The following is a 24,671-nucleotide window of genomic DNA, read 5'->3' on the forward strand; positions in this document are numbered from 1 at the left end:
CCATGACTGGCGCGTTCGCGCGGGGGACACGTGAACTACCACTGGAACTGGGGAATTTTCTTCGAGCCCAACCCGATGGGGACCGGCACCTATCTCGACATGCTGTTGTCGGGCCTGGTGCTGACCCTCAAGACGGGTGCGCTCGCATGGATCATCGCGCTGATCATGGGCTCGATCGTCGGCGTGATGCGCACGCTGCCGTCGAAGGGAGCGTACTGGTTCGGCTTTGCTTATGTCGAATTCTTCCGCAACATGCCGCTGCTGGTGCAGCTCTTCCTGTGGTTCTTCGTGCTGCCGGAACTGCTGCCGAGATCTGCCGGCCTCTGGCTGAAGCAGCTGCCCAATGCGCCGTTCTGGACGGCGGCGATCGGCATCGGCTTCTTCATGTCGGCGCGCGTCGCCGTGCAGTTGCAGGCCGGCATCGGATCGCTCCCGCGCGGCCAGAAGATGGCGGCGACCGCGCTCGGCCTGACGACCTTGCAGGCTTATCGCTACATTTTGCTGCCGATGGCGTTCCGCATCATCCTGCCGCCGCTGACGTCCGAGTTCCTCAACACCATCAAGAACACGGCTGTGGCCATCACCATCGGCTTGCTTGAGTTGACCGGGCAGGCGCGCTCCATGCAGGAATTCTCGTTCCAGGTGTTCGAGGCCTTCACCGCCGCGACCCTTCTCTATCTCCTCGTCAACGCCGTCGTCGTGACCGCAATGCGCTTCCTCGAGCGCTACGTCGCGATCCCCGGCTACATCACGGGGAAATAGCATCATGTTCAGCAATTTCGATTTCGAGGTCATCCGTCGCGCACTGCCCTATCTGTTCTACGAGGGCATGACGTTCACGCTGATGCTCACGGGGCTTGCGGCGCTCGGCGGCCTGATCTTTGGCACGGCCATCGCGCTGATGCGGCTGTCTGGCTTCAAGATCCTGGGCCGCATCGCCGGGGTCTATGTCGACTTCATGCGATCGCTGCCGCTGGTGCTGGTGATCTTCTGGTTCTACTTCCTGGTGCCCTATATCGGGCAGTGGGTAACCGGCGCCTCGCGCCCGATCAGCGTCGGCGCGTTCGCATCCTCGCTCATCACCTTCATCATGTTCGAGGCCGCGTACTTCTCCGAGATCATGCGTGCCGGCATCCAGTCGATCTCGCGCGGCCAGCCGGCCGCAGCCAACGCCCTTGGCCTGACTTACGCCCAGACCATGCGCTACGTCGTGCTGCCGCAGGCCTTCCGTAACATGCTGCCGGTGCTGATCACGCAGACCATAGTGCTGTTCCAGGACACCTCCCTGGTCTACGTGCTGTCGATCACCGATTTCCTCGGTGCGGCAAGCAAGGTCGCGCAGCGCGACGGCCGTCTGGTCGAAATGTATCTGTTCGCAGCAATCGTCTACTTCACCATTTCCTGTGTTGCGTCCTTCGGCGTTCGCCGCCTGCAGGCGCGCATCGCCATCATTCGATAGAGTCTGTCATGATCGAGATCAGCCACGTCGACAAATGGTACAGCCCGAGCTTCCAGGTGCTGACCGACTGCACCACCAGCGTCACCAAGGGCGAGGTGGTCGTGGTCTGCGGCCCGTCGGGATCAGGTAAGTCGACGCTGATCAAATGCGTCAACGCCCTGGAGCCGTTCCAGAAAGGCGACATCAGCGTCGATGGCACCAAGGTCAACGATCCCAAGACCAATCTGCCCAAGCTGCGCTCGCGTGTCGGCATGGTGTTTCAGCACTTCGAGCTGTTTCCGCATCTGAAGATCATCGACAATCTCTGCCTCGCACAGCAGAAGGTGCTCGACCGGTCGCGCGACAAGGCGATGGCGAAAGGCATGCAGCTGCTGGAGCGCGTCGGCCTGAAGGAACAGGCGCAAAAGTATCCCGCGAACCTGTCCGGTGGCCAGCAGCAGCGGGTGGCGATCGCTCGCGCGCTCGCGATGGATCCCATTGTCATGCTGTTCGACGAGCCGACCTCGGCGCTCGACCCCGAAATGGTGAGCGAGGTGCTCGACGTCATGGTGGACCTCGCCCATGAGGGCATGACCATGATGGTCGTGACGCACGAGATGGGCTTTGCCCGCAAGGTTGCCAACCGCGTGATCTTCATGGATCGCGGCGAGATCGTCGAGGACGCCCCGAAGGACGATTTCTTCGGCAAGCCCCGCAGCGACCGCGCGCAGAAGTTCTTGTCGAAGATTCTCTCCCACTAACTCCGCCGTCATTCCGGGGCGCGACGTAGTCGCGAGCCCGGAATCCATCGGGCGGCATTGTACGAGGCGAAATGGATTCCGGGCTCATTCGCTGCGCGAATGCCCCGGAATGACGAATAGAGGGGTGATCGCCGCCCCCATTTCACGTATAAGCGCGCCAAATCCCTTCCTCCCCAGGAGACCTGCCTTGGATCCGATCGCCTATGTCAACGGCTCATTCGTCCCGCTCTCGGACGCCAAAATTTCGGTCCTCGATCGCGGCTTCCTGTTCGCCGACGGCATCTATGAGGTCTCGGCCGTGCTCGACGGCAAGCTGATCGACAATGCCTCGCATCTGGCGCGGCTGGAGCGCTCGGTCGGCGAGATCCAGCTGAAGCTGCCCGAGACGGTCGAGCGTATCACCGAGCTCCAGAAAGAGCTGATCGCGCGCAACCAGGTCGAGAACGGTCTCGTCTATCTCCAGGTCACCCGCGGCGCCGACAAGGGCCGCGATTTCGCCTTCCCCAAGGGCGACGTCAAGTCGAGCCTGGTGATGTTCACGTCGGAGAAGGACATCATCAACGCCGCCTCGGCCAAGACCGGCATCAACGTGATCACCGTGCCTGACATCCGCTGGGAGCGGCGCGACATCAAGAGCGTCGCGCTGCTGGCGCAAGTGCTGGCGAAGCAGGCCGCGGCCGAAGCCGGCGCGGGCGAAGCCTGGATGCTGGAAGACGGCTACGTCACCGAAGGCGGCTCGTCCTCGGCGTTCATTCTCACCCAGGACGACGTCATCGTGACCCGCAAGAACTCAAACGCGATCCTGCCGGGCTGCACCCGCAAGGCGGTGGTGGCGCTGGCTGAAGAGCGTCAGCTCCGCGTCGAAGAGCGTTCCTTCACGGTCGCCGAGGCGCTCGCCGCCAAGGAAGCCTTTGCCACCTCGGCGTCGTTGTTCGTCCAGCCGGTGGTTGCGATCGACGGTAAGAAGGTCGGCGACGGCAAGCCCGGCCCGCTTGCCGCGCGGTTGCGCGAGATCTACGTGGAGTTCGCCAAGGCGACGGCGGTTTAGCCGTCCACCGCCGTCATCGCCCGGCTTGACCGGGCGATCCAGTACGCCGTGACGGGAGTGCTTGACTCGAGAAGCCGCGGCGTACTGGATGCCCCGGTCAAGCCGGGGCATGACAGTCGAATGCATGGAGGCAGTTTGGCCTCATGCGTCAGCACCTCAGGCCACCGACGCCTTCACCTTCACCGGGTGAACCGCGCGGAATGCGATTGCGATCCTGTTCCAGGCATTGATGGCGCCGATCAGCATGGTCAGGTTCACCGTCTCCGCATCGGAGAATTGCGCGCGGACCTGCTCGTAGACGTCATCGGGCGCGTGCGTCTCGGAGATCAGCGTCACCGACTCGGTCCAGGCCAGTGCGGCGCGCTCGCGGTCGGTGTAGAGCGGGGATTCGCGCCAGGCGTTGAGCAGATAGATGCGCTGCTCGGTCTCGCCGCGCTTGCGCGCGTCCTCGGTGTGCATGTTGATGCAGAAGGCACATCCGTTGATCTGTGACGCGCGGATCTTGACGAGCTCGATCAGCGATTTCTCAAGGCCCGTCGACTGGATCTGCTCTTCCAGCCCCATCAGGGCCTTCATCGTGTCGGGTGCGGCCTGGTAGAAATTCATGCGGGGTTTCATGGTCGTTCTCCTTGGTTGCCGGGTTGATGTCAGTGGGCGCCGCCGGCCGAGGCATGGCCGGGCTTCTTCAAGAACAGGACGGCGGCGAGCGCCACGATCAGCGCCATGCCGAGCAGATAGAAGGTGTCGCTGAAGGCGAAGATGTAAGCCTGCTTCTGGACGATGTGACCGATCGCGACATAGGCGCGATGCGCGGCATCCGCACGGTCGAGCACGCCGTGATTGATGAAATATTGCGTGAGCTGTTCCAGTCTCGTGCGGGTGGACTGCTCGAATACCGAGACCGACTGCATCAGCACGTTGGAGTGATACTGCTCGCGTTTGGTCAGCAGGGTCTGCAACAGCGCGATGCCGACGGCGCCGCCGAGATTGCGCATCATGTTGAACAGGCCGGACGCCGAGCCCGCATTCTCCGCCTCGATGCCGGCCGTGGCCACCGCGGACAGCGGCGCCATCACCAGCGCCTGGCCGATCGCGCGGACCACATTGGGCCAGAGCAATTGATCGGCGGCATAGTTGCCGGTCATATAGATATTCATGAAGTTGGAGGCCGCGAACAGGACGAAGCCGACGCCGATGATGAGCCGCGCATCGAGCGTCTGCATCAGCCGCGGCACCAGCGGGATCAGCAGAAGTTGCGGCAGGCCGGTCCAGGCCAGCACCATGCCGATCTGCTCGGCATTGTAGCCCTGGATGCGGGCCAGATATTGCGGCAGGATGAACACCGAGCCGTAGAGTGCGATCCCCAGCAGGAAGTTCGCGAGCATGCCGAAGCCGAAGTTGCGGCGGACCAGCAGACGCAGGTTGAGGAGCGGCTTCTTCACCGTGAGCTCGATGATCAGGAAGGCGATCAGGGCCACGGCCGCGATGACGGACAGCTTGACGATGAAGGGCGAGCCGAACCAGTCGTCCTTGTTGCCTTCCTCGAGCACTGTCTGCAGCGCCGACAGTCCGATCGCCATGGTGATGATGCCGGCCCAGTCGCCGTCGCGCAGCAGCGACAGCTTCATGGGCTTTGCATCGAGGGCGTACCAGAGCATGCCGACCATGATCCCGCCCGGGACGACGTTGACGTAGAAGATGTACTGCCAGCCAAAATTCTCGGTGAGATAGCCGCCGATGGTGGGGCCAATCGCGGGCGCGAACGTCGCCGACAGCGCGAACAGCGCGAGGCCGACCGGCTGCTTTCCGCGCGGCAGCAATGTGATGATGAGCGTGAACGCCATCGGAATCAGCACGCCGCCGGTAAAACCTTGCACCGCCCGCAGCACGATCATCTGCGGCAGGTCCTGCGCCAACGCGCAGGCGGCCGATAGGACCAGGAAGAGGACCGCGTTGGTGAGGAGATAGATGCGGATCGAGAACACCTGCGCCAGCCAGCCCGAGAGCGGGATCACCACGATCTCCGCGATCAGATAAGAGGTCGAGATCCAGCCGCCATCGTCGATGCCGGCGCCGATCGCGCCCTGGATGTCGGCGAGCGACGCGTTGACGATCTGAATGTTCAGCACCGCCATGAAGGCGCCGAGCGTCGCGCCGATCACGGCAATCCAGGTCTTGGTCGACACGGCAGGCGTTATGGGGGCCGCGACTGAAGCGGGGATTTTGGCGGCGGAGGCGGCGTTGACGGTCGTTTGGAGCGTGCTCATGGAGGCCTCGTCTCGGTTACGGAGACAGGATGGATCAAGCAGTTGGTTTCGATAATCGGAGAAGCGCAGGAAGGATCATCCGGCAGGATTTGAAAATCCCACGGGACCCTCCCGGCTTCAGCCGCCGTTAGGACGGGCCGCGTTGTCGGCGAGATGCTTTGCCGTCTCGCGCTCGGCCATGACGGCCTGTTTGGTGTCGACGGTCGGCACCGCGGACATGCCGGGGCGCAGCAGGCCGGTCAGGCTGTGGTCGTCGAGCACGATCTTCACCGGCACCCGTTGCACGATCTTGGTGAAATTGCCCGTGGCGTTGTCGGGCGGCAGCAGCGCGAATTCAAGGCCGCTCGCCGGCGACAGGCTGTCGACATGGCCGCGCAGGGTCTGGTTGCGGAAGCTGTCGACGTGCAGCTCGACCGGCTGGCCGGAGCGGACATGGGTGAGTTGCGTCTCCTTGAAATTTGCCACGACATAGACCGCATCGAGCGGCACTACCGCCATCAATTGCGTGCCGGCCTGCACGAACTGTCCCACGCGCAATGAGCGGGCGCCGACCGTGCCGTCGACCGGCGCGGTAATCTCGGTGTAGGAGAGATTCAGCGTCGCCTGCTCCGCGACCGCGCGCGCATGTTCGAGTTGGGCCGTAGCCTGCGCGCGCTGGGTGGTGAGCACGTCGACCTTGCGTTGCGCGGCCACGAGGCCCGACCTGGCATGTTGCAGCTGTGCATTGCTGGCGCGCAACGCAGCGTCAGTCTGTTGTGCGCGCTGAATCGTGCCGGAGCCCGACTTCATCAAATCGTCGTAGCGGGCGCGCTCCTCCTGCGCAAATTTCAGATTCGCGTCCGCAGCAGCGACATCGGCCGTGCTCTGCTCGATGATCGGCTGCTGGAGTTCGAGCTGGGCGTCGAGGTTGCGCACCGATGCTTCCGCCGCAGCGACATCAGCGCGGGCCTGGTCGAGCGCCGCCTTGAAGTCGCGGTCGTCGATCTTCGCCAGCACCTGGCCCGCTTTGACCTTTTCGTTGTCGCTGACCAGCACCTTGGCGATGTAGCCCGAGACTTTTGGCGCGACGATCGTGGAGTCGGCCTTCACATAGGCGTCGTCGGTTGTCTCGAGATAACGGCCGTTGACCCAGTAGTCGTGTCCGTAATGGACAATCGCTGCTGTGCCCGCGAGGAACGCGAGCGCCAACACCGCCCGCCGGACCATATTCCGGGCCGGACCACGCACCGGCGCCGTGAGGGAAGCTTGAGTTATCTCAGTCGCTTGCTGGAAGGTTTCGGTGCGGGGCATCTCGGACATGGCAGTCTCCTATCGGCTAGCTGCGACTATCGGTCTTCTTCGCTCGATCGATAATCGGCGAAATGCCGGAAGGATTATCCGCTGAGAGTGGATAGTCCGGCCATCTCGCCTTGGCACGTACGGTCTACCGAGCCGGAGGTGCGACTGCCCCAGAGCGATTGCCGCCTCTGTCGAGCGATTGCGGCTAACCCATCCGCCATCCGCGCGCGAGACGATCTGATGGATAATCGGACAGAATTTCTTGCGATTATCGACCAAGAGCGGATAATCAGTCGGTATGGACCGATTGACAAGTCTCGAAGTCTTCAGCCGGGTGGCCGAGGCCGGCGGCTTCTCTGCAGCAGCCCGCAAGCTCAACATGTCGACCACCATGGTGAGCAATCACGTCCAGGCGTTGGAAGACCGCCTCGGGGTGAGGCTGCTTCAGCGCACCACGCGCAAGGTCAGCCTCACCGACATCGGCAAGGCCTATTACGACCGCTGCATCCAGATACTCGCCGAAATCAAACAGGCCGACGACATCGCGAGCGAATTGCAGTCGGTGCCGCGCGGCACGCTACGGATCCACGTCGCCACGCATATGGTGCCGTTCGTCGCGCCCGTGGTGGCGAGGCTCCTGTCGACCTATCCGGAGCTCAAGATCGATCTGCGCATGGGCGAGGCCGACATCGATCTCATCGAAGAAGGTTATGACGTTGCTCTGCGCATGACCGCGCCGCCGGATTCGAGCCTGATCGTCCGCAGCCTGGCCACCTGGCGCCACGTCCTGTGCTGCTCGCACGACTATCTCGACAAGCACGGTCGCGTGCAGAAGCTCGACGAGCTCGCCGCGCACAATTGCGGGCGCCATTTGAATTATCCGTTCGGCGACGATTGGCGCTTCTTCGATCGCAAGGGCGCGCCGGCATCGGTGCGCATCTCCGGCAGCTTCATCACCAACAGCGGTGAGGCCTTGCGAAAGGTGGCGCTGGAAGGCGCTGCCGTCTGCCTGATGGCCGGATTTCTGATCCGCGACGATCTCGAGGCCGGTCGGCTCGTGCGCCTCTTGCCCGAATATCGTCCAGTCGAGATGTCGATGAATGCCGTCTATCCACACCGCCATCATCTGTCGGCAAAGGTCAGGACCTTCATCGACATGCTCGTGCATCATAGCGCTGAGCAGCAGAAGCTGATCAATCCCTATTCATGATCGGGACGGCGCCGGCAGCCGTCCGAACACTTTTTCAAGTGCCATCCCGACCGCAAGTAGGCGGCGATCGCTTCCGGACGGGCCATCCAGCTCGAGCCCGATCGGGAGCTTGCTGACCGGGCCGAGCGCAATCGGGATCTGGATTCCGGGAATTCCGGCATTGCTGCCGGGATCGGTGTTCTGGATGAACAGGCCGAAATTTTCGAGGCTGCTGGAATCGGGATTGGAGGCAATGGCGACGCGCGGCGTGGTCGGGAAGGCGATGGCATCGAGCCGGTTGTCGGCGAAAGTCCTGCTGTAGAGCGCCTGAAGCGCGGGGCGCGCTGTGTTGATCGCGGCGTCGTAGATCGGCTTGGCGTCAACCAGCGTGCCATCGGGGGCGGGCAGTTTGCGCGGGATCACCAGCCCATCATAGGTACCCTTGACGTCTGCGCTGGATATCTCCGCTGCCAGCGCCGCGATGCTGAGGCCGGTACCGGTGTGTCTGAGATACGCGACCATGTCGTCATAGGCCTCATACAGCACGACGGGAAAGCTCACCTGGCCGTTGAGTTCGGCGAGCAGCGGCATCTCGATTTCGATGACGGTGACGCCCTGCGCCTTCATTTTCGTGACGGCCGCCTCGAATGCGGCGTCGGTGTCGGCGTCGAGATTGCTCAGCATCGCCTTTACGATGCCGATCCGCACCAGCTTCAGATCGGCCGGCGCGATGGCATCGCCGCCTGCAATGACGCGGTCGAGCAGCGCGACATCCGCCATGGTCGCGGCCATGGGACCCGCGGTGTCGCGGGTGTGCGAGAGCGGCGCAATTCCAGCTTGCGGATAGCGTCCGATGGTCGGGCGCAGCGAGGCGCATCCATTCAGCGCAGCCGGCACCCGGACCGATCCGCCGGTGTCGGTGCCGAGCCCGCCTGCCACGATGCGCGCGCCGATCGCGGTACCGGTCCCGGAGGAAGAGCCGCCGGCGATCAGGGCCCGGTCATAGGCGTTGCGCACGCCGAACTCGGCAGCGGTCTTGAATGCGGTGTTGTAGCCGGAGATGCCGAAGGCGAGCTCGTGCATGCTGGTCTTGCCGATGATGACCGCGCCTGCGGCCCGCAGTTTTGCCGCAACTGGCGCGTCGGCCGTGGGAACGTAATCCTTCAGGGCCGGCGTGCCCGCGCTACAGGGCAGCCCGGCAACCTCGATGTTGTCCTTGATCACGATGGGCACGCCGCCAAGCGGTTTTGTCCGGTCGCCCGTCGCGTCGAATGCGGCAGCAACCTTCAGGGCGCCGGCCTGGTCCAGGGTGACGAAGGCATTGAGGTCGGCATTGGCTTTGGCGCGGGCAAGCGCTTCCGTCGTGAGTGCTGTGCTCGTCACCTTGCCGGCGCGGAGGTCGGCGGCGGCCTGGGTCAGGGTCAACTGATCGAAATCCATGATGCGTCACCCGCTTGCCCGGCTCCATCATGGAGCCCTCGAATTCGGGAGGCTGAAGCCTCGCCGGCATCACGTCAACCGTGGGCGCGCAACTTTGCCTGCGACGCTGCGATCACATCGGCGAGAAGCCGTTCGACCGCCGGCTTCACCTTCGCGATCGCGATGTCCTTCACCGGCCCGTAACCGCGGATCTCCATCGGCGCCTTGGCGATCACGACGAGATCGGGCAGGCGCGCCGCATCGAGTTCGCCGAGCATCCGTTCGATCACGCCCTCATACCAGGCGATCAGGTTTCGCTCGGTGCGGCGTTCGACGGTGTAGCCGAACGGATCGAATACTGTCCCGCGCAACCCTTTCAGTCGCGCGAGCGCGGCGAGCGGCAGCTGGATCCACTGGCCGAAGGCGCGCTTGCGCGGCCGGCCGCGGGCGTCGCGCTCGGACGGCAGGAAGGGCGGAGCGAGATGGTATTTGACGCTGAAGCCGTCCTCGAACTCGCGCTTCAGCTCGTCGAGGAAGCCGCTCTGCATGTGCAGGCGCGCCACCTCGTACTCATCCTTGTAGGCCATCAGCTTGAACAGGGCGCGCGCAACCGCCTCGGTCAACTTCTCGCTATTCAGGTTGGCTTCCGCATTGCGAACGTTTGCAACGCGTGCTCGATAGCGCGCTGCATAGGCATCGTTCTGATAAGCCGCGAGGAAGTCGGCGCGGCGGTCGATCAGCTGGTCGAGCGTCTCGGCCTTGGGCGCTTCGTCCACCTTCGGCAAGAAGTCAGGGTCGGCCGCTGCAATCCGGCCCCAGGCGAAAGCCTGCTTGTTGCTTTCGACCGCGACGCCGTTGAGCTCGATCGCGCGCAACAGCGCCGACAGCGAGACCGGCAACAGCCCGCGCTGCCAGGCAAAGCCCAGCATGACGATGTTGGCATAGACGGCATCGCCGAGCAGACGCTCCGCCAGTGCGTTGGCGTTGATGGTGTCGAGATTGCCGTCGCCGATCACCTGGCCGATCGCGCGCAGGCGGGCGGGTGAGGCGAGATCCGCGTCGCGGAAGCGGACGACCTCGCCGGTCGGCATCTCCGCGGTGTTGACCGCGGCTCGCGTGCCTTTCCGATAGGTGCCGGACGCCTTCGGCGAGGAGCTGACGACGAGGTCGCAACCGATGAGCGCATCGGCCGCGCCCTGGTCGATACGGACCTGATGCAATGCGTCGGGGGACGCGGCCAACCGGATGTAGCTCAGCACCGGCCCGAATTTCTGCGCAAAGCCGGTAAAATCCAGCACCGAGACGCCGTTTCGTTCGAGATGCGCCGCCATGCCGATCAGCGCGCCGACCGTGATCACGCCGGTGCCGCCGACGCCGGTGACGAGCAGATCATAGGGACGGTCGAGCGTTGCGAGAGTGGGCAGGGGAAGTGTGGCCGCGTGGCCGACCGCGTCGGTCCGGCTTGCGCCCTTCTTCCGGCGCGTCGCGTCCTCAACGGTGACGAAGCTCGGGCAAAACCCGTTGAGGCAGGAAAAGTCCTTGTTGCAGGACGAGAGATTGATCCGCCGCTTCCGGCCGAAGGGTGTCTCCTTGGGCTCGACGCTGAGGCAGTTGGATTCGACCGAGCAGTCGCCGCAGCCTTCGCAGACGAGATCGCTGATATAGGCGAAGCGTTTGGGATCGATCATCTGCCCACGCTTGCGACGACGCCGCTTCTCTGTCGCGCAGGTCTGCTGATAGATCAGAACCGAGACGCCGGGAATCTCGCGCAGCTCGCGCTGTACATCGTCCATCTCTTCGCGCGGATGGATGGACACGCCGACCGGCAGGTCGCCTGGCGAAAATTGCGCTGGATCGTCCGACACCAACGCGATGCGCGCAACGCCCTCGGCGCGGACGCTGTGCGCGATGGCGTGGACGCTGATCGGGCCGTCGACGGGTTGGCCGCCGGTCATGGCGACGGCATCGTTGAACAGGATCTTGTAGGTGATGTTGGCTTTGGCCGCGATCGCCTGCCGGATCGCCATCGAGCCCGAATGATAATAGGTGCCTTCGCCGAGATTCTGGAACACGTGCTTGTTGCCGGTGAAGCGTGACGAGGCGGCCCAGTTCACGCCTTCGCCGCCCATCTGGATCAGGGACGATGTCTCGCGGTCCATCCAGCTCGCCATGAAATGACAGCCGATGCCGGCCAGCGCCTTCGACCCCTCCGGCACTTTTGTCGATGTGTTGTGCGGGCATCCGGAGCAGAAATACGGCGTGCGCGTCGCACCGCTGACGTTGATCGTGCGCGCAGCCTCAGGCATCAAGCCGGCTGCGCGCGCGGCGAGATTAAGGCTTGGGAACATCGGATCGAGACGGCGTGCAAGCACCCCAGCGAGCGCGCGCGGCGACAATTCGCCGATCCAGGAGATCAGCCGCGCGCCGGTTTCGTCGTGCTTACCGACCATGCGCTCGGGTTTTTCGCCCGGATAATCGTAAAAATATTCCTTGAACTGGCTTTCGATGATACCGCGCTTCTCCTCGACCACGAGGATCTCGCGCTTGCCCTTCACGAAGGCCATCGCGTCATGCAGCGCCAGCGGCCAGACCATGCCAACCTTGTAGATGTCGATGCCGATGCTGCGGCAGGCCGCTTCGTCGAGATCCATCAACCGCAACGCTTCCATCAGATCGAGATGGGCTTTGCCTGTGGTGACGATGCCGTAGGTAGCGCCCGGGATATCGTAGATGTGACGATCGATCGGATTGGCCTTTGCGAAGGCGTAGACCGCGTGCTTCTTCGCCTCCAGCCGCTCCTCGATCTGCGGCCCCGGCAGATCGGGCCAGCGATAGTGCAAGCCGCCGGGTGGCGGCGTGACGTCCGGAGTGTGGAAGGCGCGCGGCGGGCGCAGCGCGACGGAGGCGCCGGATTCCACGATCTCCGAGATCGCCTTGAAGCCGACCCACATGCCGGTGAAGCGGCTCAGCGCATAGCCATATTCACCGAATTCGAGATACTCGCTGACGCTTGCGGGGTGGAGCGTCGGCATGAACCAGCTCATGAAAGCGACGTCGGACTGGTGCGGCATCGAGGACGAGACGCAGCCATGGTCGTCGCCAGCGACCACCAGAACGCCGCCATGCGGTGAGGAGCCGTAGGCATTGCCGTGTTTCAGCGCATCGCCGGAGCGATCGACGCCGGGACCCTTGCCGTACCAGAGCCCGAACACACCATCGACCTCGCGGTCAGCTTGCGTCTCGACCTGCTGCGACCCGAGCACCGCCGTCGCGGCAAGGTCTTCGTTCACCGCGGGGAGGAATTCGATGCCGTCCCGCTTCAGCCGCTCCTGGATGCGCCACAGTTCGAGATCGATGCCGCCGAGCGGCGAGCCGCGATAGCCCGAGATGAAGCCCGCCGTGTTCAGCCCGGCGGCACGGTCGCGCCGCACCTGGTCGAGCGCGATGCGGACGATGGCCTGCGTGCCGGTGAGGAAGACGCGGCCTTCTTCGCGATCGTAGCGGTCGGAAAGCTGGTAGGCGTCGAGTGAGGAAATGGCGTCCATGCGGACCTCCCGCGGCATCCTTGCCGGATGGGAGAAGGGTAGGCCTCGGCAACTGGTAGGTCCTACCTATTTTCCCGAATAGGATATCCATTGTGGTAGAATTGTCCGTTATAATCTACAAATCGGTAGGGTAATCCATTTTGGTGCTTTCCATGATCGAAGACCAAGACGCGCGGATTCTCGCCTATCTCCAGAAGGACGGCCGCGCCACCAACCAGCAGCTCGCCGACGCGGTCGGCATGTCCACCTCGGCCTGCTGGCGCCGGGTGCGCGCGCTGGAGGAGAGCGGTGCCATCCAGGGCTATGCGGCCCTGGTCGCGCGCGAGCAGGCCGGCTTCGCGATGTCCGCGATCCTCCACGTCTCGCTGGAACGGCACGACGCAAAATTCGTCGACGAGTTCGTCGCGCGGGTGACCACGCGGCGTGAGGTGCTGGAGTGCTTTGCGACCACGGGCGATGCCGATTACCATTTGCGCGTCGTCGTGCAGGACATGACGGCCTACAACAAATTTCTCGACGAGTTCATGTTCCGCATTCCCGGCATTCGCTATGTCAGAAGCAATGTGGTGCTGAAGGAGATCAAGACCAGCGTGACCCTACCGTTTTGAGAGGCAGCGCTTCGTCGTCCCGGCGAAGGCCGGGACCCATAACCACGAATGCCAATTGCCTTGCGAAGCCGTAACGACGAGTCCTAATCAAAACATCTGCTGCGGCGCATGGGTCCCGGCTTTCGCCGGGACGACACTGTTGGTGCAACGTGGGCTACCGCTCCTCCCGCACGAATCTATTCCGCAACGTGCCGATGCCGGTGATGTCGATCTCCACGACATCGCCGTGCTTGATGTCGGGCGACGCACCGTCGGTGCCCATCCAGATCATGTCGCCGGGCCATAACGTAAAGTATTTGGATAGCTCGACAAGGAACGGCACCACGCCGAAGATCATGTCGTTGGTGCGGAAGCGGTTGGTTTCCTCGCCGTTGACGCGAACGATGGTCTCCATACGGGCGAGGTCGACTTCGGTCTCGATCCACGGGCCCATCGGCTTGAACGTGTCGGCGTTCTTCGACCGCCACAGGCTGCGGTCGGCTTTCTGCCAGCTTCGTTCGCTGACGTCGTTGCCGATGGTGTAGCCGAACACGCAATCCATTGCATTCTGCTTCGTGAGATGCTTGACCTTCTTGCCGATGATGACGACGAGTTCGCCTTCGTAGTGGATCTTGTCCGTCGCAAAGGACGGGATCACGACGTCCTCGTCATGTGCGATCAGCGCATTCTGAGCGCGATAGCCGATCTCTGGTCTGTCCGGCACTGCCGGCACTTCGCCCCGCTTGTCGGCGGCCTCCTTCAGGTGCTTCAGATAGTTCAGGCCGACGCAGTAGAAGGTGCGCGGAATCAGCGGAAGCTCGATTCTGACCTGCGACAGCGGATGCGTGCGCGAGGTCCGCTGCCATTCGCCGAAGGGATCGCCGTCGACCGCAATCACTTGGTCACCCTCGACGAATCCCCAGGACGTCTTGTCCGCGGCCGTGAATGTCAGCCAGCGCATGCCGTGTCTCCGTTGTTATTCCGCGGCATCGCGCGGCTGCACTTTCCAGTCGCCGGCCGCCGGCCGCTTCAGCCCGAGATTTTCCCGCAGCGTCTTGCCGCGATATTCCTTCTGGAACAATCCGCGCCCCTGCAATTCCGGGACGATATATTGCACGAAATCGGCATAGGAGCCGGGCACATAGGTCGCGGCGATGACAAAACCGTCGCAGCCGCGCTCGACGAACATTTCTTCGAGCTTGTCCGCGATCTCCTTGGGGCCGCCAACCATCGCATCCTGGACCTGACCGCGGCCGGAGAAGGTGACGAAGTCGCGCGCGCTCGGATTGCTTTTACCGGAGTTCTTGAGCACGCCGTCCCGGATGCCCAGAATGCCCTGCATGCTCTTCAACTCCTCAGTCGTCAGCGGCTCGTCGAGATCCTTGGAGGCGAAGTCGTAGTTGAGTGCTTCGGCCAGCAGCGACAGCGCATCGATCTGCAGCGGCAGCTTGTTGATCAGCGCCATCTTATCTTCGGCCTCGGCTTTGGTCGCGGCGCAAACCGGCGTCGTCAGGTTGCAGAGGAACATCGCCTCCGGATCGCGGCCGACTTTCGCGGCCTCGTTACGCACCGCCGCATAGCCGTCCTTGGCGGCGGAGAGGTTACGTGCAGCGGTAAAGATTACTTCGCCCCATCGTCCTGCAAAGCGCTGCCCGCGTCCGGACGCGCCGGCCTGGATGATCACGGGATGGCCCTGATCCGAGCGCGGCACGGTGAAGGGACCGCGCGACTTGTAGAATGGGCCCTTGTGATCGAGCCGCTTCACCTTGGCTGGATCGGCGAAGCGGCCGCTCGTCTTGTCCATGATGAGCGCGCCGTCCTCCCAAGTGTCCCAATGGCCGAGCACGACCTCCATGAATTCGTCGGCCTTGTCGTAGCGGGAATCATGTTCGGGATGAGAGTCGCGCCCCATGTTGTGTGCCTCGCCGTCGTTGAGCGAGGTGACGACGTTCCACCCGGCGCGTCCGCCGGACATCAGGTCGAGCGTTGCGAAGCGGCGGGCGATGTCGAAAGGTTCGAAATAAGTCGTCGAGCCGGTCGCCCCCAACCCGAGCTTCTCCGTAACCATGCCCATCGTGGTCAGCACGATCAGCGGATCCATCTTCACGCAGCGGATGCCGTATTCGACGGTGTGGGCGTGATCGTTGCCGTAGCGGTCCGGCATCGCCAACCGGTCGTCGAAGAACGCCATGTGGAACTTGCCGGCTTCGAGGATTTTGGCGATCTCCTGATAATAGTCCGCCGACATCGAATCGTCGCGCGAGTCCGGATGCCGCCACGAGCTCGGCAAATTCGTGCAGTTCTGGGCCTGAAGGAAGCCGACCAGTACCATCTGCCGCGTCATGCTGCTGTTCTCCGAATTGCGTCAGGCCGAAATCCGTCAGGCCAGGTCGAGGATCGTATCGAGCCTGTACTCGCGCGCCAGCGCGCGCCGCAGAGGTCGCCATGTCCAGGTAGAACGGCGCATCGAGGTCGGACGGCACCGCAATCGAGATCGGATGGTGCCGAGCCGTGCCTCCTTGCCGCCGAAGGGCGCCACGTGCTTCCGCGAGCGGCCGGAATCCGCCGTCGCGATCCCGATCATGCCTTCGCGCATCGCCATCAGCGGAAACAGCGATCACGCCGTGGGAATCGTGGCCGGCGAGATTGGCGTTGACGCAGCCGCATGCGATCGCGTCGGCCTCTTCCGCGGAAGCTCCGGCGGCACGAAGCAGCGCGGCGCTGATGCGCGTGAGGCGGTCGGCCTGGACGATCGGCATGGCGTTTCCTCAGGTCTCGCCCTTGGCGGGCTGTGCCTGTTGGAAGCCATCGTCTCAAAGCACCGGTGCGATATCAATCTCCCGTAAACCAATACAGGGCTGCAAATTCGTAAAGGGAGCGCGTCTGTGGCTGAAACCGGCATTCAGTATAGCGATTTTGACAGGTTCGCGACAGCTGTTTGCAGCTCGTTCACTTTGATCGACGGTTTGCGGGAACCAATAACCACCACTTAGGCCATCGCCCTCATAAGCTACCCGGGAGAAAATGGCAGAAATGCCGGGGAGTTGAGATCGTGCAGACGACCCTCGCGCGCACACTTGCAGCGTTGAGCGACATCAACGAAGCCATCCTTTACGCGAAGTCGCCGGACGAGCTGTACCAGAAGGTCTGCGACGCCGGGTTTTCGAGCGGGGACTTCATGGCCGTCGCCGTGTTCCTGGCGGAGCCGGATGGCCAGCGGCTCCGATTTGCGGCCGGCTGCGGCGACGACGTTGCGCGGCTGCGTGCGATCACGATCACCACGGAGGCCGGCACGCCGGAGGGGGCGGGCGTCGGCGGCGAAGCCTTTCGCAGCCAGGGGATTTGCATCAGTAACGATTATCTGAACGATCCGCGCTCGCTCGCGTGGCGCGAAGGCGCTGCCGGAGCGGGTGTCGGGGCAGCCGCGGCGCTTCCCCTGATCTGTGGCGGTCGCAGCATCGGCGTGTTGTATGTGACGCGCTCGGGGGCAGGCACGCTCGACGAGGCGATGGTCTCGCTCTTCGAGCGGATGTCGAGCAATATCTCACATGCGCTGGAGAATTTCGCGCGCGAGACAGCGCGCCTGGATGGCGAGCGGGCAGTGCGGCGGCTCAACCGCATGTTCGGCGCCCTCACTGCGACCAACGAAGCAATCCTTCACGCCAGCACTGAGCAGGATCTATACCAGCGGGTCTGCGACGCCGCTGTGCATAGCGGCAAATCGCTTGCCACTTTCGTTCTGCTGCGCGAGCCGGATTCCGAATGGCTGACGCCGGTGGCAGCGACCGGACAAAATCTGGATCTGATCAGACGCACGCGCTACTCGATCGATGCGGAGAGTCCCTATGGCAAGGGCATCTCCGGCCAGGTGTTCCGGACTCAGAAAGCGATCGTCGAGGACGACCTCCTCAATCGTACCAAGGGGACGACCTGGGAGCAAACCAACGTCGATGCCGGCGCCGTCGCCTGCGTGGCTGCTCCCTTGATCAAGCGTGGCACCAGCATCGGCGTGCTGTTTTTCTTCGTGAGCAAAGCCTGGGCAAAAGACGAAGGCATCGTCGCACTGTTGCTGCGCATGACCGAAACCGTATGCTTTGCGCTCGAGAACTTTGACCGCGACAAGGAGAAGGCCCAGATCGCGCTGGAGGAGGAACGGCTGGCGCGCATGTACGCAGCGCTGAGCGCGACGAACGAGGCCATTCTGCGCGCAAGGTCTCGCAGCGAACTTTTTGATCTGGTTTGCGAGGCCACGGTGCACGGTGCGAAGTTCGCCTCGACTTCCATCGCGTTACTCGATCCCGACGCGGGACTGCTTCGCGTTGTCGCATCGTTCGGACCGAATGCCGCCGAGGTGCGGACCTTCAGATTGCCGGTCAGCGACAAGGTACCGGAGGGACGTGGGCTGACCGGCACTGCGTTCCGGACGCGGCAGGCTTGCGTCAGCAACGACATCCTGGCAGACGCCCGCCTCGAGCCCTGGCACGCCAGCGCGCGTCGCAACGGCATTGCGTCCTCCACCGCACTGCCACTGTTCAATGGTGACAGGGTCGAAGGCGTATTCCTGTTCAACTCGCGCGAGCGCGGCACTTTCACGGACGAGTTCGTCGAGCTGCTGCGCAAGCTCCAGGCCAACGTCGCCTTTGCGCTCGAGAATTTCGATCGGGCCGACGAAAAAGCGCGGGCCGACAAGCAGCGTGATCGCCTGAGTGGCATGTTCGAGGCGCTGAGCGCGACCAACGAAGCCATCATGCGCGCCAAGTCGCGCGAGGAACTGTTCGAGGTCGCATGCCAGGCCGCCGTGCTCGGCGGGGTGTTCGCCTCCGCGACAATCGCCACTTTGGACGACAAACGTGAACTTGTCCGGGTGGTCGCCGTGAAGGGACGGCTTCAGGAACGAATGGTGGGTCGCAGCTGCCTTGTTTCCGCCGACCATCCTGAGGGCCAGGGAATCATAGGAATGTCGCTGCGGACCCGCCGGGCCAGTGTCATCAACGATTATCAGAACGATCCGCGAGCGGTGTACTGGCATTCCAAGGCGATCGAGGATGGAACCCGGGCTGCTGCCAGCTTCCCATTGCTGCGGGGCGGCCAGGAGCCGATTGGCATCCTGCTTTTCCTCGCACCGGAAGAGAATACGTTCACGCCCGACCTGGTCGAGCTGCTCGCGCGGCTTGCTGAAAACGTCTCTTTCGCCCTCGACAATTTCGATCGTGCCGAGGAGAAGGCCCGCACCGAGGCGCAGAAGGAACGCCTGACGCGGATGTTTGCGTCGCTGAGCGCCACCAACGAGGCGATCATGCGGGCGAAGTCGCGCGCCGAACTGTTCGACCTCGTCTGCCTTGCCGCTTCGAATGGCGCGAAATTCACCTCGACCACCATCGCGCTCGCGAGCGCCGACAGCGACCAGCTGGAAATCGTCGCCAGCGCCGGCCCCGCGGCCGGCACCACGCGCACCGTCCGCCTCTCCATCGACCCCGATTGCCCGGAAGGCCGTGGGATGAGCGGCACGGCATTCCGCACGCGCCAGCCTTGCATCAGCAACGATTATCTCAATGACGATCGCGTCCGCGCCTTCCACGCCATCGTCCGTGGCGACGGCGCGCGTTCGGGAGCGGCATTCCCGCTGGTCGCCCACGACCAGGCAGTTGGCGTCATGATCTACTTGTCGGCGGAGCCTGCCGCCTTTACCGACGAGTTCGTCGAGCTGCTGCAGCGTCTCGCTGAAAACGTCTCCTTCGCGATGGAGAATTTCGATCGCGCCGACGAGAAGAACAAGGCCGATGAGCGGATCGAGTATCTCGCCTCCTATGACAGCCTGACCAACCTGCCCAACCGCGAGACATTCAGTGCCGTGTTGCGCGCGGCAATCGATGCGGCGGAGCGCCATGACTATCGTTTCGCGGTGCTGTTCATCGATCTCGACCGGTTCAAGGTCATCAACGATTCGCTCGGCCACGAGGCGGGCGATTTGCTCCTGCTCGAAGTCGCCGACCGGTTGCGCAGCGCGCTGCGAGCGAGCGACGTGGTGGCGCGCCTCGGAGGCGACGAGTTCGTGGTGATCCTGGACCAGTGCGGCGAGATCGACGACGTCCAGCGCATCGCGACGGAACTGCTCCGCGTGCTCGCGAAGCCAATGGAGCTGGCCGGCCACGAGTGCCACACCACCGCCTCCATCGGCATTGCGATGTATCCGGCCAACGGTGCCGACGCGCTGACGCTGACCAAGAATGCCGACATGGCGATGTATCTCGCCAAGGAAGACGGCAAGAACGGCTATCGCTTCTTCTCCAAGGAAGTGAACACGCAGTCGATCGAGCGGCTGTCGCTGGAGAGCGCGTTGCGCCGGGCGCTGGAGCGGGATCAGTTCACTCTGAACTACCAGCCCAAGGTGGACATGGTGACCGGCCAGATCACCGGCGTGGAAGCGCTATTGCGCTGGACGCATCCCGATCTCGGCAATATCTCGCCGGCGCAGTTCATTCCGCTGGCGGAGGAGACCGGATTGATCGTGCCGATCGGCCGCTGGGTGATGAAGGAGGCCTGCGCGCAGGCCATGGCCTGGCAGCGGCGCGGCCTCTTGCCGGTATCCATGGCGGTGAACCTGTCGCCGCGCCAGTTCGTCGACGAGCATCTCTTGCAGGACGTCGACGAAGCGCTCGCCGCAAGCGGCATGTCGCCGGTGCTGCTCCAGCTCGAAGTCACCGAGAGTATGATGATGCGCAATGTCGGACGTGCGATCAAGGTGCTCGACGCCATCCAGAGCCGCGGCATTCGCTTGGCGATCGACGATTTCGGCACCGGATATTCGTCGATGTCGCTGATGAAGCATTTTCCGATCGACACCATCAAGATCGACCGCTCCTTCGTGCGCGACCTGCCGCAGGATGCGGAGGATCAGGCGATCGCGCAGGCCATCATCAGCATGGGCAAGGCGCTCGGTATGACCGTGGTGGCGGAAGGCGTCGAGAACGCTGAACAGGAGGCGTTCCTGCGCGCCCATGGCTGCGACGAGATGCAGGGCTTCCTGATCTCCAAGCCGGTGCCGGCGCGGCAGATGGCCGAGCTGCTGCGGCCGACGGAGCCGTCTGTCGCGCCGCCGCTCCAGCCGGAGCCGGACCATGCCGCCACCGCGGCCGCGGCGCTACGGTTGAAAAGCGCTGTCGTCTGATGGCTGCGGGTGGAGCTCGCGGACGTCCTCTTCCCTGATCTCCGCCTTGCGTGGAAAATCATCCGGCCACGGAAGCGAGGTTTGTTCGGCGAAGAGCGCGATAAGGATATGCGCTCCTTCGGCAAAGCTCGATCCGTCGTTAAGGCCGAGCTCACGACACCAGGCCTGTCGCATCGGCTCGTGCGTGTCGAATACCGCCATCGCCGGACCCCACCACCAGGCCGGCGCCGGCGATCGTTCGTCCTCCGGCACGGCATGCCAGAGGATGAGCTCGTCCATCATGCGCTCGAATTGCAGGCTTGCGGCCTGATGCATTCGTTCCGTGCTCCCTTGGGTCGCGCCTGAAAGCAGGCCGATGCGCGGACTCGATCGTGGCCTTCGCTGTGAAAAGCTGGCTCGCGCTATTGGCTGAGCCGATTGTGCCGCTTGTGTCGGCGGCCATACAAAAACATGCGGCGGCCGCGAAAGTTGCCGGCGCCGACTGTGACAGTCTCTTTAGCCGCTTATGAGCCCGACCCGCAAGGCGCAATACCGGCGCCGCCGGCGTTGAAACAGCGCAGGCGGGGCTGATAACCGGCGGCGGTCATGTCGTTCTACTCAGCGATTAAGGGGCCGATTGCGGCTGAACAGCAGATAGATCGCGCGAGGATTGGTGGTCAAATAACGCCAGAACAGGCGGCGGGGCTCGAGCAAGGTGCGCCAGGCCCATTCCAGGCCGATCTTCTGCATCCATCGCGGCGCGCGGGCGCGGCTTCCCGACAAGAAGTTGAACAGGCCGCCGGATGTCTTGATGACGCCGACATTGGTGAGATGCGGCGTGAATTCCTCGACGAAAGCCTGCTCGTTTGGTACGCCCAGCGCAACCCAGAGATAATCCGGTGCTAGCGCGTTGATCTCGTCGACCTTCGCGCGCAGTGCATCGCCACGGAGATAGCCGTGGCTGTAGCCGACGATCTTGAGGTTTGGATACATCTTCCGGACGTTCTCGACCGCAGCGGCGTTCTCGTCCTCGCTCGCGCCGAACATGTAGAAGGTGCGGCCGACCGCTTCGGCCTTGCGCGCGACGACGTGAAAAAGATCCGTCGTGGCGACGCGCTCGGGCAGCGGAAACCAGGATTGCAGCCTCGACGCCGCCACCAGCGGCTGGCCATCGGCGTTGATGAGGTCGGCGCCGCGGAACAGGCGCTCGGTCTCCGGTTCGGTCGAGCACCGCGCCAGCACCTCGCCGTTGGCCGAGGTCAGGTGCAGCGGACGGCCGATGCGATGGCGCGGATCGGTCGCCTCGATCATGAAATCCGCGGTCGCTTCCAGGTCGAGTGCGGCCATGCGAAGGCCGCCGATGGTGATCCGCGGCACGTCGGCGGTTGCGGTCCGGCCATCGAGATTGATGCGGCGCTCAAGCATATTGTCTGCCTCGTTGGCGAGCTTGGGCCATAGGGGTGAGTTCGTCGAGCACGACGCCGACGAGCTTGCGCTCGGCGCGGCCGAGCGTGTTCAATATCTCTTCTAGGCCGTCGTTGATGTCGAGGCTGGTCGGCAGCACCGCCACCAGCGCGTCGGCATCATCGAGCAGCTTGCGGCTGCCGGTCGTGAGTGGCGCCGCGGGACCGTCCAGGATCACGAGGTCATAGCCGCCGGCGGAGCGTGCCTGCTCGATGGCCTTGCGGATGGCGTCAGTGGCCTTGCCGGCGTCGCGTTCGGCGGCCGGCAATATCGAGATGCCGTTGAGTGTCTTGATCTCGCGCGCGGCCTTGCTGCCGATCGAAAGCCATCCAACCTTGCTCGGCTCACTCTTGCCGGGACGGTTGACCTTGTTCGAGAGCGAGTGGGCCTGGTGGTCGGCATCGATCATCAGTACCCGAGCGCCGTCGCGCGCGGCCGCGAGCGCGAAATTCAGCGCGGTCACGCTGCGCCCGGTGGTCTCACTGGCACCGACGAGCGCGATAACAGGGATTGTCTTTCCGCCGACGCGCCGGCCCGCCGTAGCGCGCATGTCGCGCCAGGCGTTGAGCAGCGTCGTCAGGGGAAAGCCGGGGCGCAGCGTCGGCCAGCCTAGCCGGGTGAGGTCGATGCCGCCGCCGGTGGCGAGAATGGCACCGAGCGTGTGGATGACGTCGGCCTCCTGGAGGCGCGCGATCAGCGGTTTTTCGATCAGGGGCTTCTCGACCATCGAGGGTTGCAGCGGCGGAGCAGCGAGTTCCGGCAGCGCCTCCGCGACTTCCGGGGCTCGCGAGGCCGGGTGGGGCCGGGCGGTCTCCGCCGTTCGCGAAGGCTCTGAAGCTCGCGGAGCTTGCGGCAACGGAGTGCGATTGGGCCGGGCCGGCGCCGGTGCCGGCGCGAATGCGCCGGCGAACAGCAGTTCGGCCGCGACGAACCAGCTCGATGCAGCGATCGCGCCGAAGATGAAGCCGATCATGGCGAACAGGCTCATCGCCGGTGGGAACGAGCGCCGCTGCGGCACCGTCGCTTCGCCGATGATTCGGGCCGCCGAGGTGTTCAGCGTCTCCTGCTCCTCGGTCTCGCGCGAACGCTTGAGGAACGATTGATAGACGTCACGGCTGGCATCGGCTTCGCGCTCGAGCTCGCGCAAGCGCACGGCGGCCTGGCTGAGCTGGACGCTCTGCCGCTTCTGTGCCTCCAGCGCCCGGCTGAGCGAGGCTTCAAAGTCGCGGGCACGCGTCAAATCGTTCTTGGCGGACTGCGCGAAGCGGTCGATCTCTTCGTTGATGGTGCGCTTGAGATCTTCGACCTGCTTCTCGGTCTGGCGCAGCGCCGGATGACGTGGGCCGAGCTCGCCGGCCTGCTCCGCATATTTCTTGCGCGCGTCGGCATATTGCGCGCGCAGGTTCGCGATGGTCGGCGATTGCAGCGCTTCGGAGTTCGCGCCCGCATCTGCCGTGGTGCGCCGGCTCGCCTCAATCTGATCGAGGCGCGCCTGCGCGTCCATGGTCGCGGCGCGGGCGGCGGAAAGCCGCTGGTTGCTGGCGGAAAGCTGCTGGTCGCTGATCAGCGCATCCTGGGTACCGACGAAATTGTTCTGGGCCTTGTAGGTCGCAAGCACGGTCTCGGCGTTGCGCAGCCGCTCGCGCAACTCCTTCAAGCGGCCGGAGAGATCGTTGGTGGCGCGCCGCGCGGCTGACGCCTGCGAGTTGCGGGATTCCGCGAGGTAGGCACTGGTCAGCGTGTTGGCGAGCATCGCCGCTTTCGCCGGATCGGTCGACCAGACCTCGATGTCGACGATGAAGCTCTTCTCGGTCTTGCGGATCGTGATGTGCCGGTTCAGCGCCTCGAGGGCGGCGAGCTGCACTTCCCTCTTCTCCGTGGCGGAGGGCGCGCGGGGCTGAAGGCCGATCAGACCGAGCAGCGAGGACATCACGCCTTTGCCGTCGGCGCCGCCGCCGAATTCGGGATCCTTGTCCAGATCAGCCTGCTGGATCACCTGGAGCAGCACGCTGTTGGAGGTGATCAGGCGCGCCTGGCTCTCGACCACCATCGACATGCCGGAGACGTCCTGCGCGCGAGGCGTTAGCTCGCGATCGACGAGCTGAAGCTCGCGCGGGTCGACATAGAGTTGGGCGGTGGCGGCGTAGCGGGGCGTCAGGCTCTTGCCCACGGTGACGGCGGCCGTTGCACCGAGCAGCGCGGCAACGGCAATCGCGACCTTCCGCCGCCAGAGCAGATTGACCAGCTCCAGCACGTTGAAGCCAACCCGAGGCCGCTGCTGCGGGGCCTCCGGTCCGGCCCGATCTATCGGCTGGTTATAGTCAAGCATGATCCCCAGCTTTCATTCCAAGTGCCGCGAGCTGAGGGGGTACTCTTCGCTCTACGCCACGCACCTCAGATATAGGTGCCCACTCAACGCAACAGGGAAAATTAACCATACTCATTGAGGGACTATTCACCGAAATGGCAAACAAAGCGTTTAAGCGCATGCCACTCTTCGACGCGTCGCCGTGACGCATGCGATGGCG

At 63.9% G+C, this 24,671-nt stretch carries 18 protein-coding genes; 8 read left to right on the forward strand and 10 right to left on the reverse strand.

Annotation, left to right across the window (positions count from 1 at the left end):
* Positions 1–30: 30 nt before the first annotated feature.
* The 4 genes from FXB41_RS06690 (at position 31) to FXB41_RS06705 (ending at position 3,247) form a co-directional block, all read left to right on the forward strand.
* On the forward strand, positions 31–762 hold the full coding sequence (locus FXB41_RS06690; RefSeq protein WP_007597031.1) for an amino acid ABC transporter permease: 732 nt from the start codon (positions 31–33) through the stop codon (positions 760–762).
* A 4-nt stretch (positions 763–766) separates the two neighbouring features.
* Positions 767–1,459: an amino acid ABC transporter permease gene (locus FXB41_RS06695; protein ID WP_007597029.1), complete on the forward strand. Its 693-nt coding sequence runs from the start codon at positions 767–769 to the stop codon at positions 1,457–1,459.
* Positions 1,460–1,467: 8 nt separating this feature from the next.
* Complete coding sequence (locus tag FXB41_RS06700) at positions 1,468–2,199, forward strand: amino acid ABC transporter ATP-binding protein (protein ID WP_007597027.1); 732 nt, start codon at positions 1,468–1,470, stop codon at positions 2,197–2,199.
* Positions 2,200–2,386: 187 nt separating this feature from the next.
* Complete coding sequence (locus FXB41_RS06705) at positions 2,387–3,247, forward strand: D-amino-acid transaminase (protein ID WP_007597025.1); 861 nt, start codon at positions 2,387–2,389, stop codon at positions 3,245–3,247.
* A gap of 156 nt (positions 3,248–3,403) precedes the next feature.
* Here FXB41_RS06705 and FXB41_RS06710 read toward each other — a convergent pair whose 3' ends face one another.
* The 3 genes from FXB41_RS06710 to FXB41_RS06720 form a co-directional block, all read right to left on the reverse strand.
* A complete protein-coding gene (locus FXB41_RS06710; protein WP_007597023.1) occupies positions 3,404–3,865 on the reverse strand; it encodes a carboxymuconolactone decarboxylase family protein in 462 nt (153 codons plus the stop codon).
* Between the two features lie 29 nt (positions 3,866–3,894).
* Positions 3,895–5,514, reverse strand: coding sequence for an MDR family MFS transporter (locus FXB41_RS06715; protein ID WP_007597022.1), 1,620 nt, complete (start codon positions 5,512–5,514; stop codon positions 3,895–3,897).
* 117 nt (positions 5,515–5,631) lie between these two features.
* Entirely contained in the window at positions 5,632–6,813 is a 1,182-nt protein-coding gene (locus FXB41_RS06720) for an HlyD family secretion protein (RefSeq protein WP_219680704.1), read from the reverse strand.
* Positions 6,814–7,090: 277 nt separating this feature from the next.
* Here FXB41_RS06720 and FXB41_RS06725 point away from each other — a divergent pair, with 277 nt between their 5' ends.
* Positions 7,091–8,002: a LysR family transcriptional regulator gene (locus FXB41_RS06725; RefSeq protein ID WP_007597018.1), complete on the forward strand. Its 912-nt coding sequence runs from the start codon at positions 7,091–7,093 to the stop codon at positions 8,000–8,002.
* On the opposite strand, the gene iaaH is transcribed toward FXB41_RS06725, so the two are convergent.
* Together iaaH and FXB41_RS06735 are read right to left on the reverse strand one after the other, a co-directional pair.
* The gene (gene iaaH, locus FXB41_RS06730) at positions 7,997–9,421 is read right to left on the reverse strand and encodes an indoleacetamide hydrolase (protein WP_219680707.1); all 1,425 of its coding nucleotides are present in this window, start codon (positions 9,419–9,421) and stop codon (positions 7,997–7,999) included. The genes FXB41_RS06725 and iaaH overlap by 6 nt on opposite strands.
* A 74-nt stretch (positions 9,422–9,495) precedes the next feature.
* A complete protein-coding gene (locus FXB41_RS06735) occupies positions 9,496–12,945 on the reverse strand; it encodes an indolepyruvate ferredoxin oxidoreductase family protein (RefSeq protein WP_219680710.1) in 3,450 nt (1,149 codons plus the stop codon).
* Positions 12,946–13,097: 152 nt separating this feature from the next.
* Between FXB41_RS06735 and FXB41_RS06740 the strand changes: the two genes are divergently transcribed.
* On the forward strand, positions 13,098–13,553 hold the full coding sequence (locus FXB41_RS06740) for an Lrp/AsnC family transcriptional regulator (protein WP_219680713.1): 456 nt from the start codon (positions 13,098–13,100) through the stop codon (positions 13,551–13,553).
* A 154-nt stretch (positions 13,554–13,707) separates the two neighbouring features.
* Here FXB41_RS06740 and FXB41_RS06745 read toward each other — a convergent pair whose 3' ends face one another.
* Together FXB41_RS06745 and FXB41_RS06750 are read right to left on the reverse strand one after the other, a co-directional pair.
* Entirely contained in the window at positions 13,708–14,493 is a 786-nt protein-coding gene (locus tag FXB41_RS06745) for a fumarylacetoacetate hydrolase family protein (RefSeq protein ID WP_007597011.1), read from the reverse strand.
* Positions 14,494–14,508: 15 nt separating this feature from the next.
* Positions 14,509–15,876 carry an LLM class flavin-dependent oxidoreductase gene (locus FXB41_RS06750; protein ID WP_219680715.1) on the reverse strand — a complete coding sequence of 456 codons (1,368 nt, stop codon included), beginning with the start codon at positions 15,874–15,876 and terminating at the stop codon, positions 14,509–14,511.
* Between FXB41_RS06750 and FXB41_RS41900 the strand changes: the two genes are divergently transcribed.
* A complete protein-coding gene (locus FXB41_RS41900; protein WP_219680717.1) occupies positions 15,875–16,378 on the forward strand; it encodes a hypothetical protein in 504 nt (167 codons plus the stop codon). The two genes, FXB41_RS06750 and FXB41_RS41900, sit on opposite strands and share 2 nt — an antisense overlap.
* A 206-nt stretch (positions 16,379–16,584) precedes the next feature.
* Positions 16,585–20,700 carry a bifunctional diguanylate cyclase/phosphodiesterase gene (locus tag FXB41_RS06760; RefSeq protein ID WP_219680720.1) on the forward strand — a complete coding sequence of 1,372 codons (4,116 nt, stop codon included), beginning with the start codon at positions 16,585–16,587 and terminating at the stop codon, positions 20,698–20,700.
* Here the strand turns inward: FXB41_RS06760 and FXB41_RS06765 are convergent.
* The 3 genes from FXB41_RS06765 to FXB41_RS06775 form a co-directional block, all read right to left on the reverse strand.
* Positions 20,674–21,015 carry a hypothetical protein gene (locus FXB41_RS06765; RefSeq protein WP_219680722.1) on the reverse strand — a complete coding sequence of 114 codons (342 nt, stop codon included), beginning with the start codon at positions 21,013–21,015 and terminating at the stop codon, positions 20,674–20,676. The two genes, FXB41_RS06760 and FXB41_RS06765, sit on opposite strands and share 27 nt — an antisense overlap.
* Before the next feature lie 282 nt (positions 21,016–21,297).
* Complete coding sequence (locus tag FXB41_RS06770) at positions 21,298–22,104, reverse strand: WecB/TagA/CpsF family glycosyltransferase (RefSeq protein ID WP_007597006.1); 807 nt, start codon at positions 22,102–22,104, stop codon at positions 21,298–21,300.
* Positions 22,097–24,472, reverse strand: coding sequence for an exopolysaccharide transport family protein (locus FXB41_RS06775; protein WP_219680724.1), 2,376 nt, complete (start codon positions 24,470–24,472; stop codon positions 22,097–22,099). The genes FXB41_RS06770 and FXB41_RS06775 overlap by 8 nt, the downstream gene beginning before the upstream one ends.
* Positions 24,473–24,671 lie beyond the last annotated feature (199 nt).

This window comes from Bradyrhizobium canariense (assembly GCF_019402665.1).
Lineage (GTDB): Bacteria > Pseudomonadota > Alphaproteobacteria > Rhizobiales > Xanthobacteraceae > Bradyrhizobium > Bradyrhizobium canariense.

Coding starts and splice junctions, on each gene's coding strand:
- FXB41_RS06775 (WP_219680724.1), bottom strand. CDS start 24,472: ATGCTTGACTATAACCAGCCGATAGATCGGGCCGGACCGGAGGCCCCG.
- FXB41_RS06700 (WP_007597027.1), top strand. CDS start 1,468: ATGATCGAGATCAGCCACGTCGACAAATGGTACAGCCCGAGCTTCCAG.
- FXB41_RS06710 (WP_007597023.1), bottom strand. CDS start 3,865: ATGAAACCCCGCATGAATTTCTACCAGGCCGCACCCGACACGATGAAG.
- FXB41_RS06720 (WP_219680704.1), bottom strand. CDS start 6,813: ATGTCCGAGATGCCCCGCACCGAAACCTTCCAGCAAGCGACTGAGATA.
- FXB41_RS06745 (WP_007597011.1), bottom strand. CDS start 14,493: ATGCGCTGGCTGACATTCACGGCCGCGGACAAGACGTCCTGGGGATTC.
- FXB41_RS06740 (WP_219680713.1), top strand. CDS start 13,098: ATGATCGAAGACCAAGACGCGCGGATTCTCGCCTATCTCCAGAAGGAC.
- FXB41_RS06770 (WP_007597006.1), bottom strand. CDS start 22,104: ATGCTTGAGCGCCGCATCAATCTCGATGGCCGGACCGCAACCGCCGAC.
- FXB41_RS06725 (WP_007597018.1), top strand. CDS start 7,091: ATGGACCGATTGACAAGTCTCGAAGTCTTCAGCCGGGTGGCCGAGGCC.
- FXB41_RS06695 (WP_007597029.1), top strand. CDS start 767: ATGTTCAGCAATTTCGATTTCGAGGTCATCCGTCGCGCACTGCCCTAT.
- iaaH (WP_219680707.1), bottom strand. CDS start 9,421: ATGGATTTCGATCAGTTGACCCTGACCCAGGCCGCCGCCGACCTCCGC.
- FXB41_RS06735 (WP_219680710.1), bottom strand. CDS start 12,945: ATGGACGCCATTTCCTCACTCGACGCCTACCAGCTTTCCGACCGCTAC.
- FXB41_RS06750 (WP_219680715.1), bottom strand. CDS start 15,876: ATGACGCGGCAGATGGTACTGGTCGGCTTCCTTCAGGCCCAGAACTGC.
- FXB41_RS06765 (WP_219680722.1), bottom strand. CDS start 21,015: ATGCATCAGGCCGCAAGCCTGCAATTCGAGCGCATGATGGACGAGCTC.
- FXB41_RS06715 (WP_007597022.1), bottom strand. CDS start 5,514: ATGAGCACGCTCCAAACGACCGTCAACGCCGCCTCCGCCGCCAAAATC.
- FXB41_RS41900 (WP_219680717.1), top strand. CDS start 15,875: ATGCTGCTGTTCTCCGAATTGCGTCAGGCCGAAATCCGTCAGGCCAGG.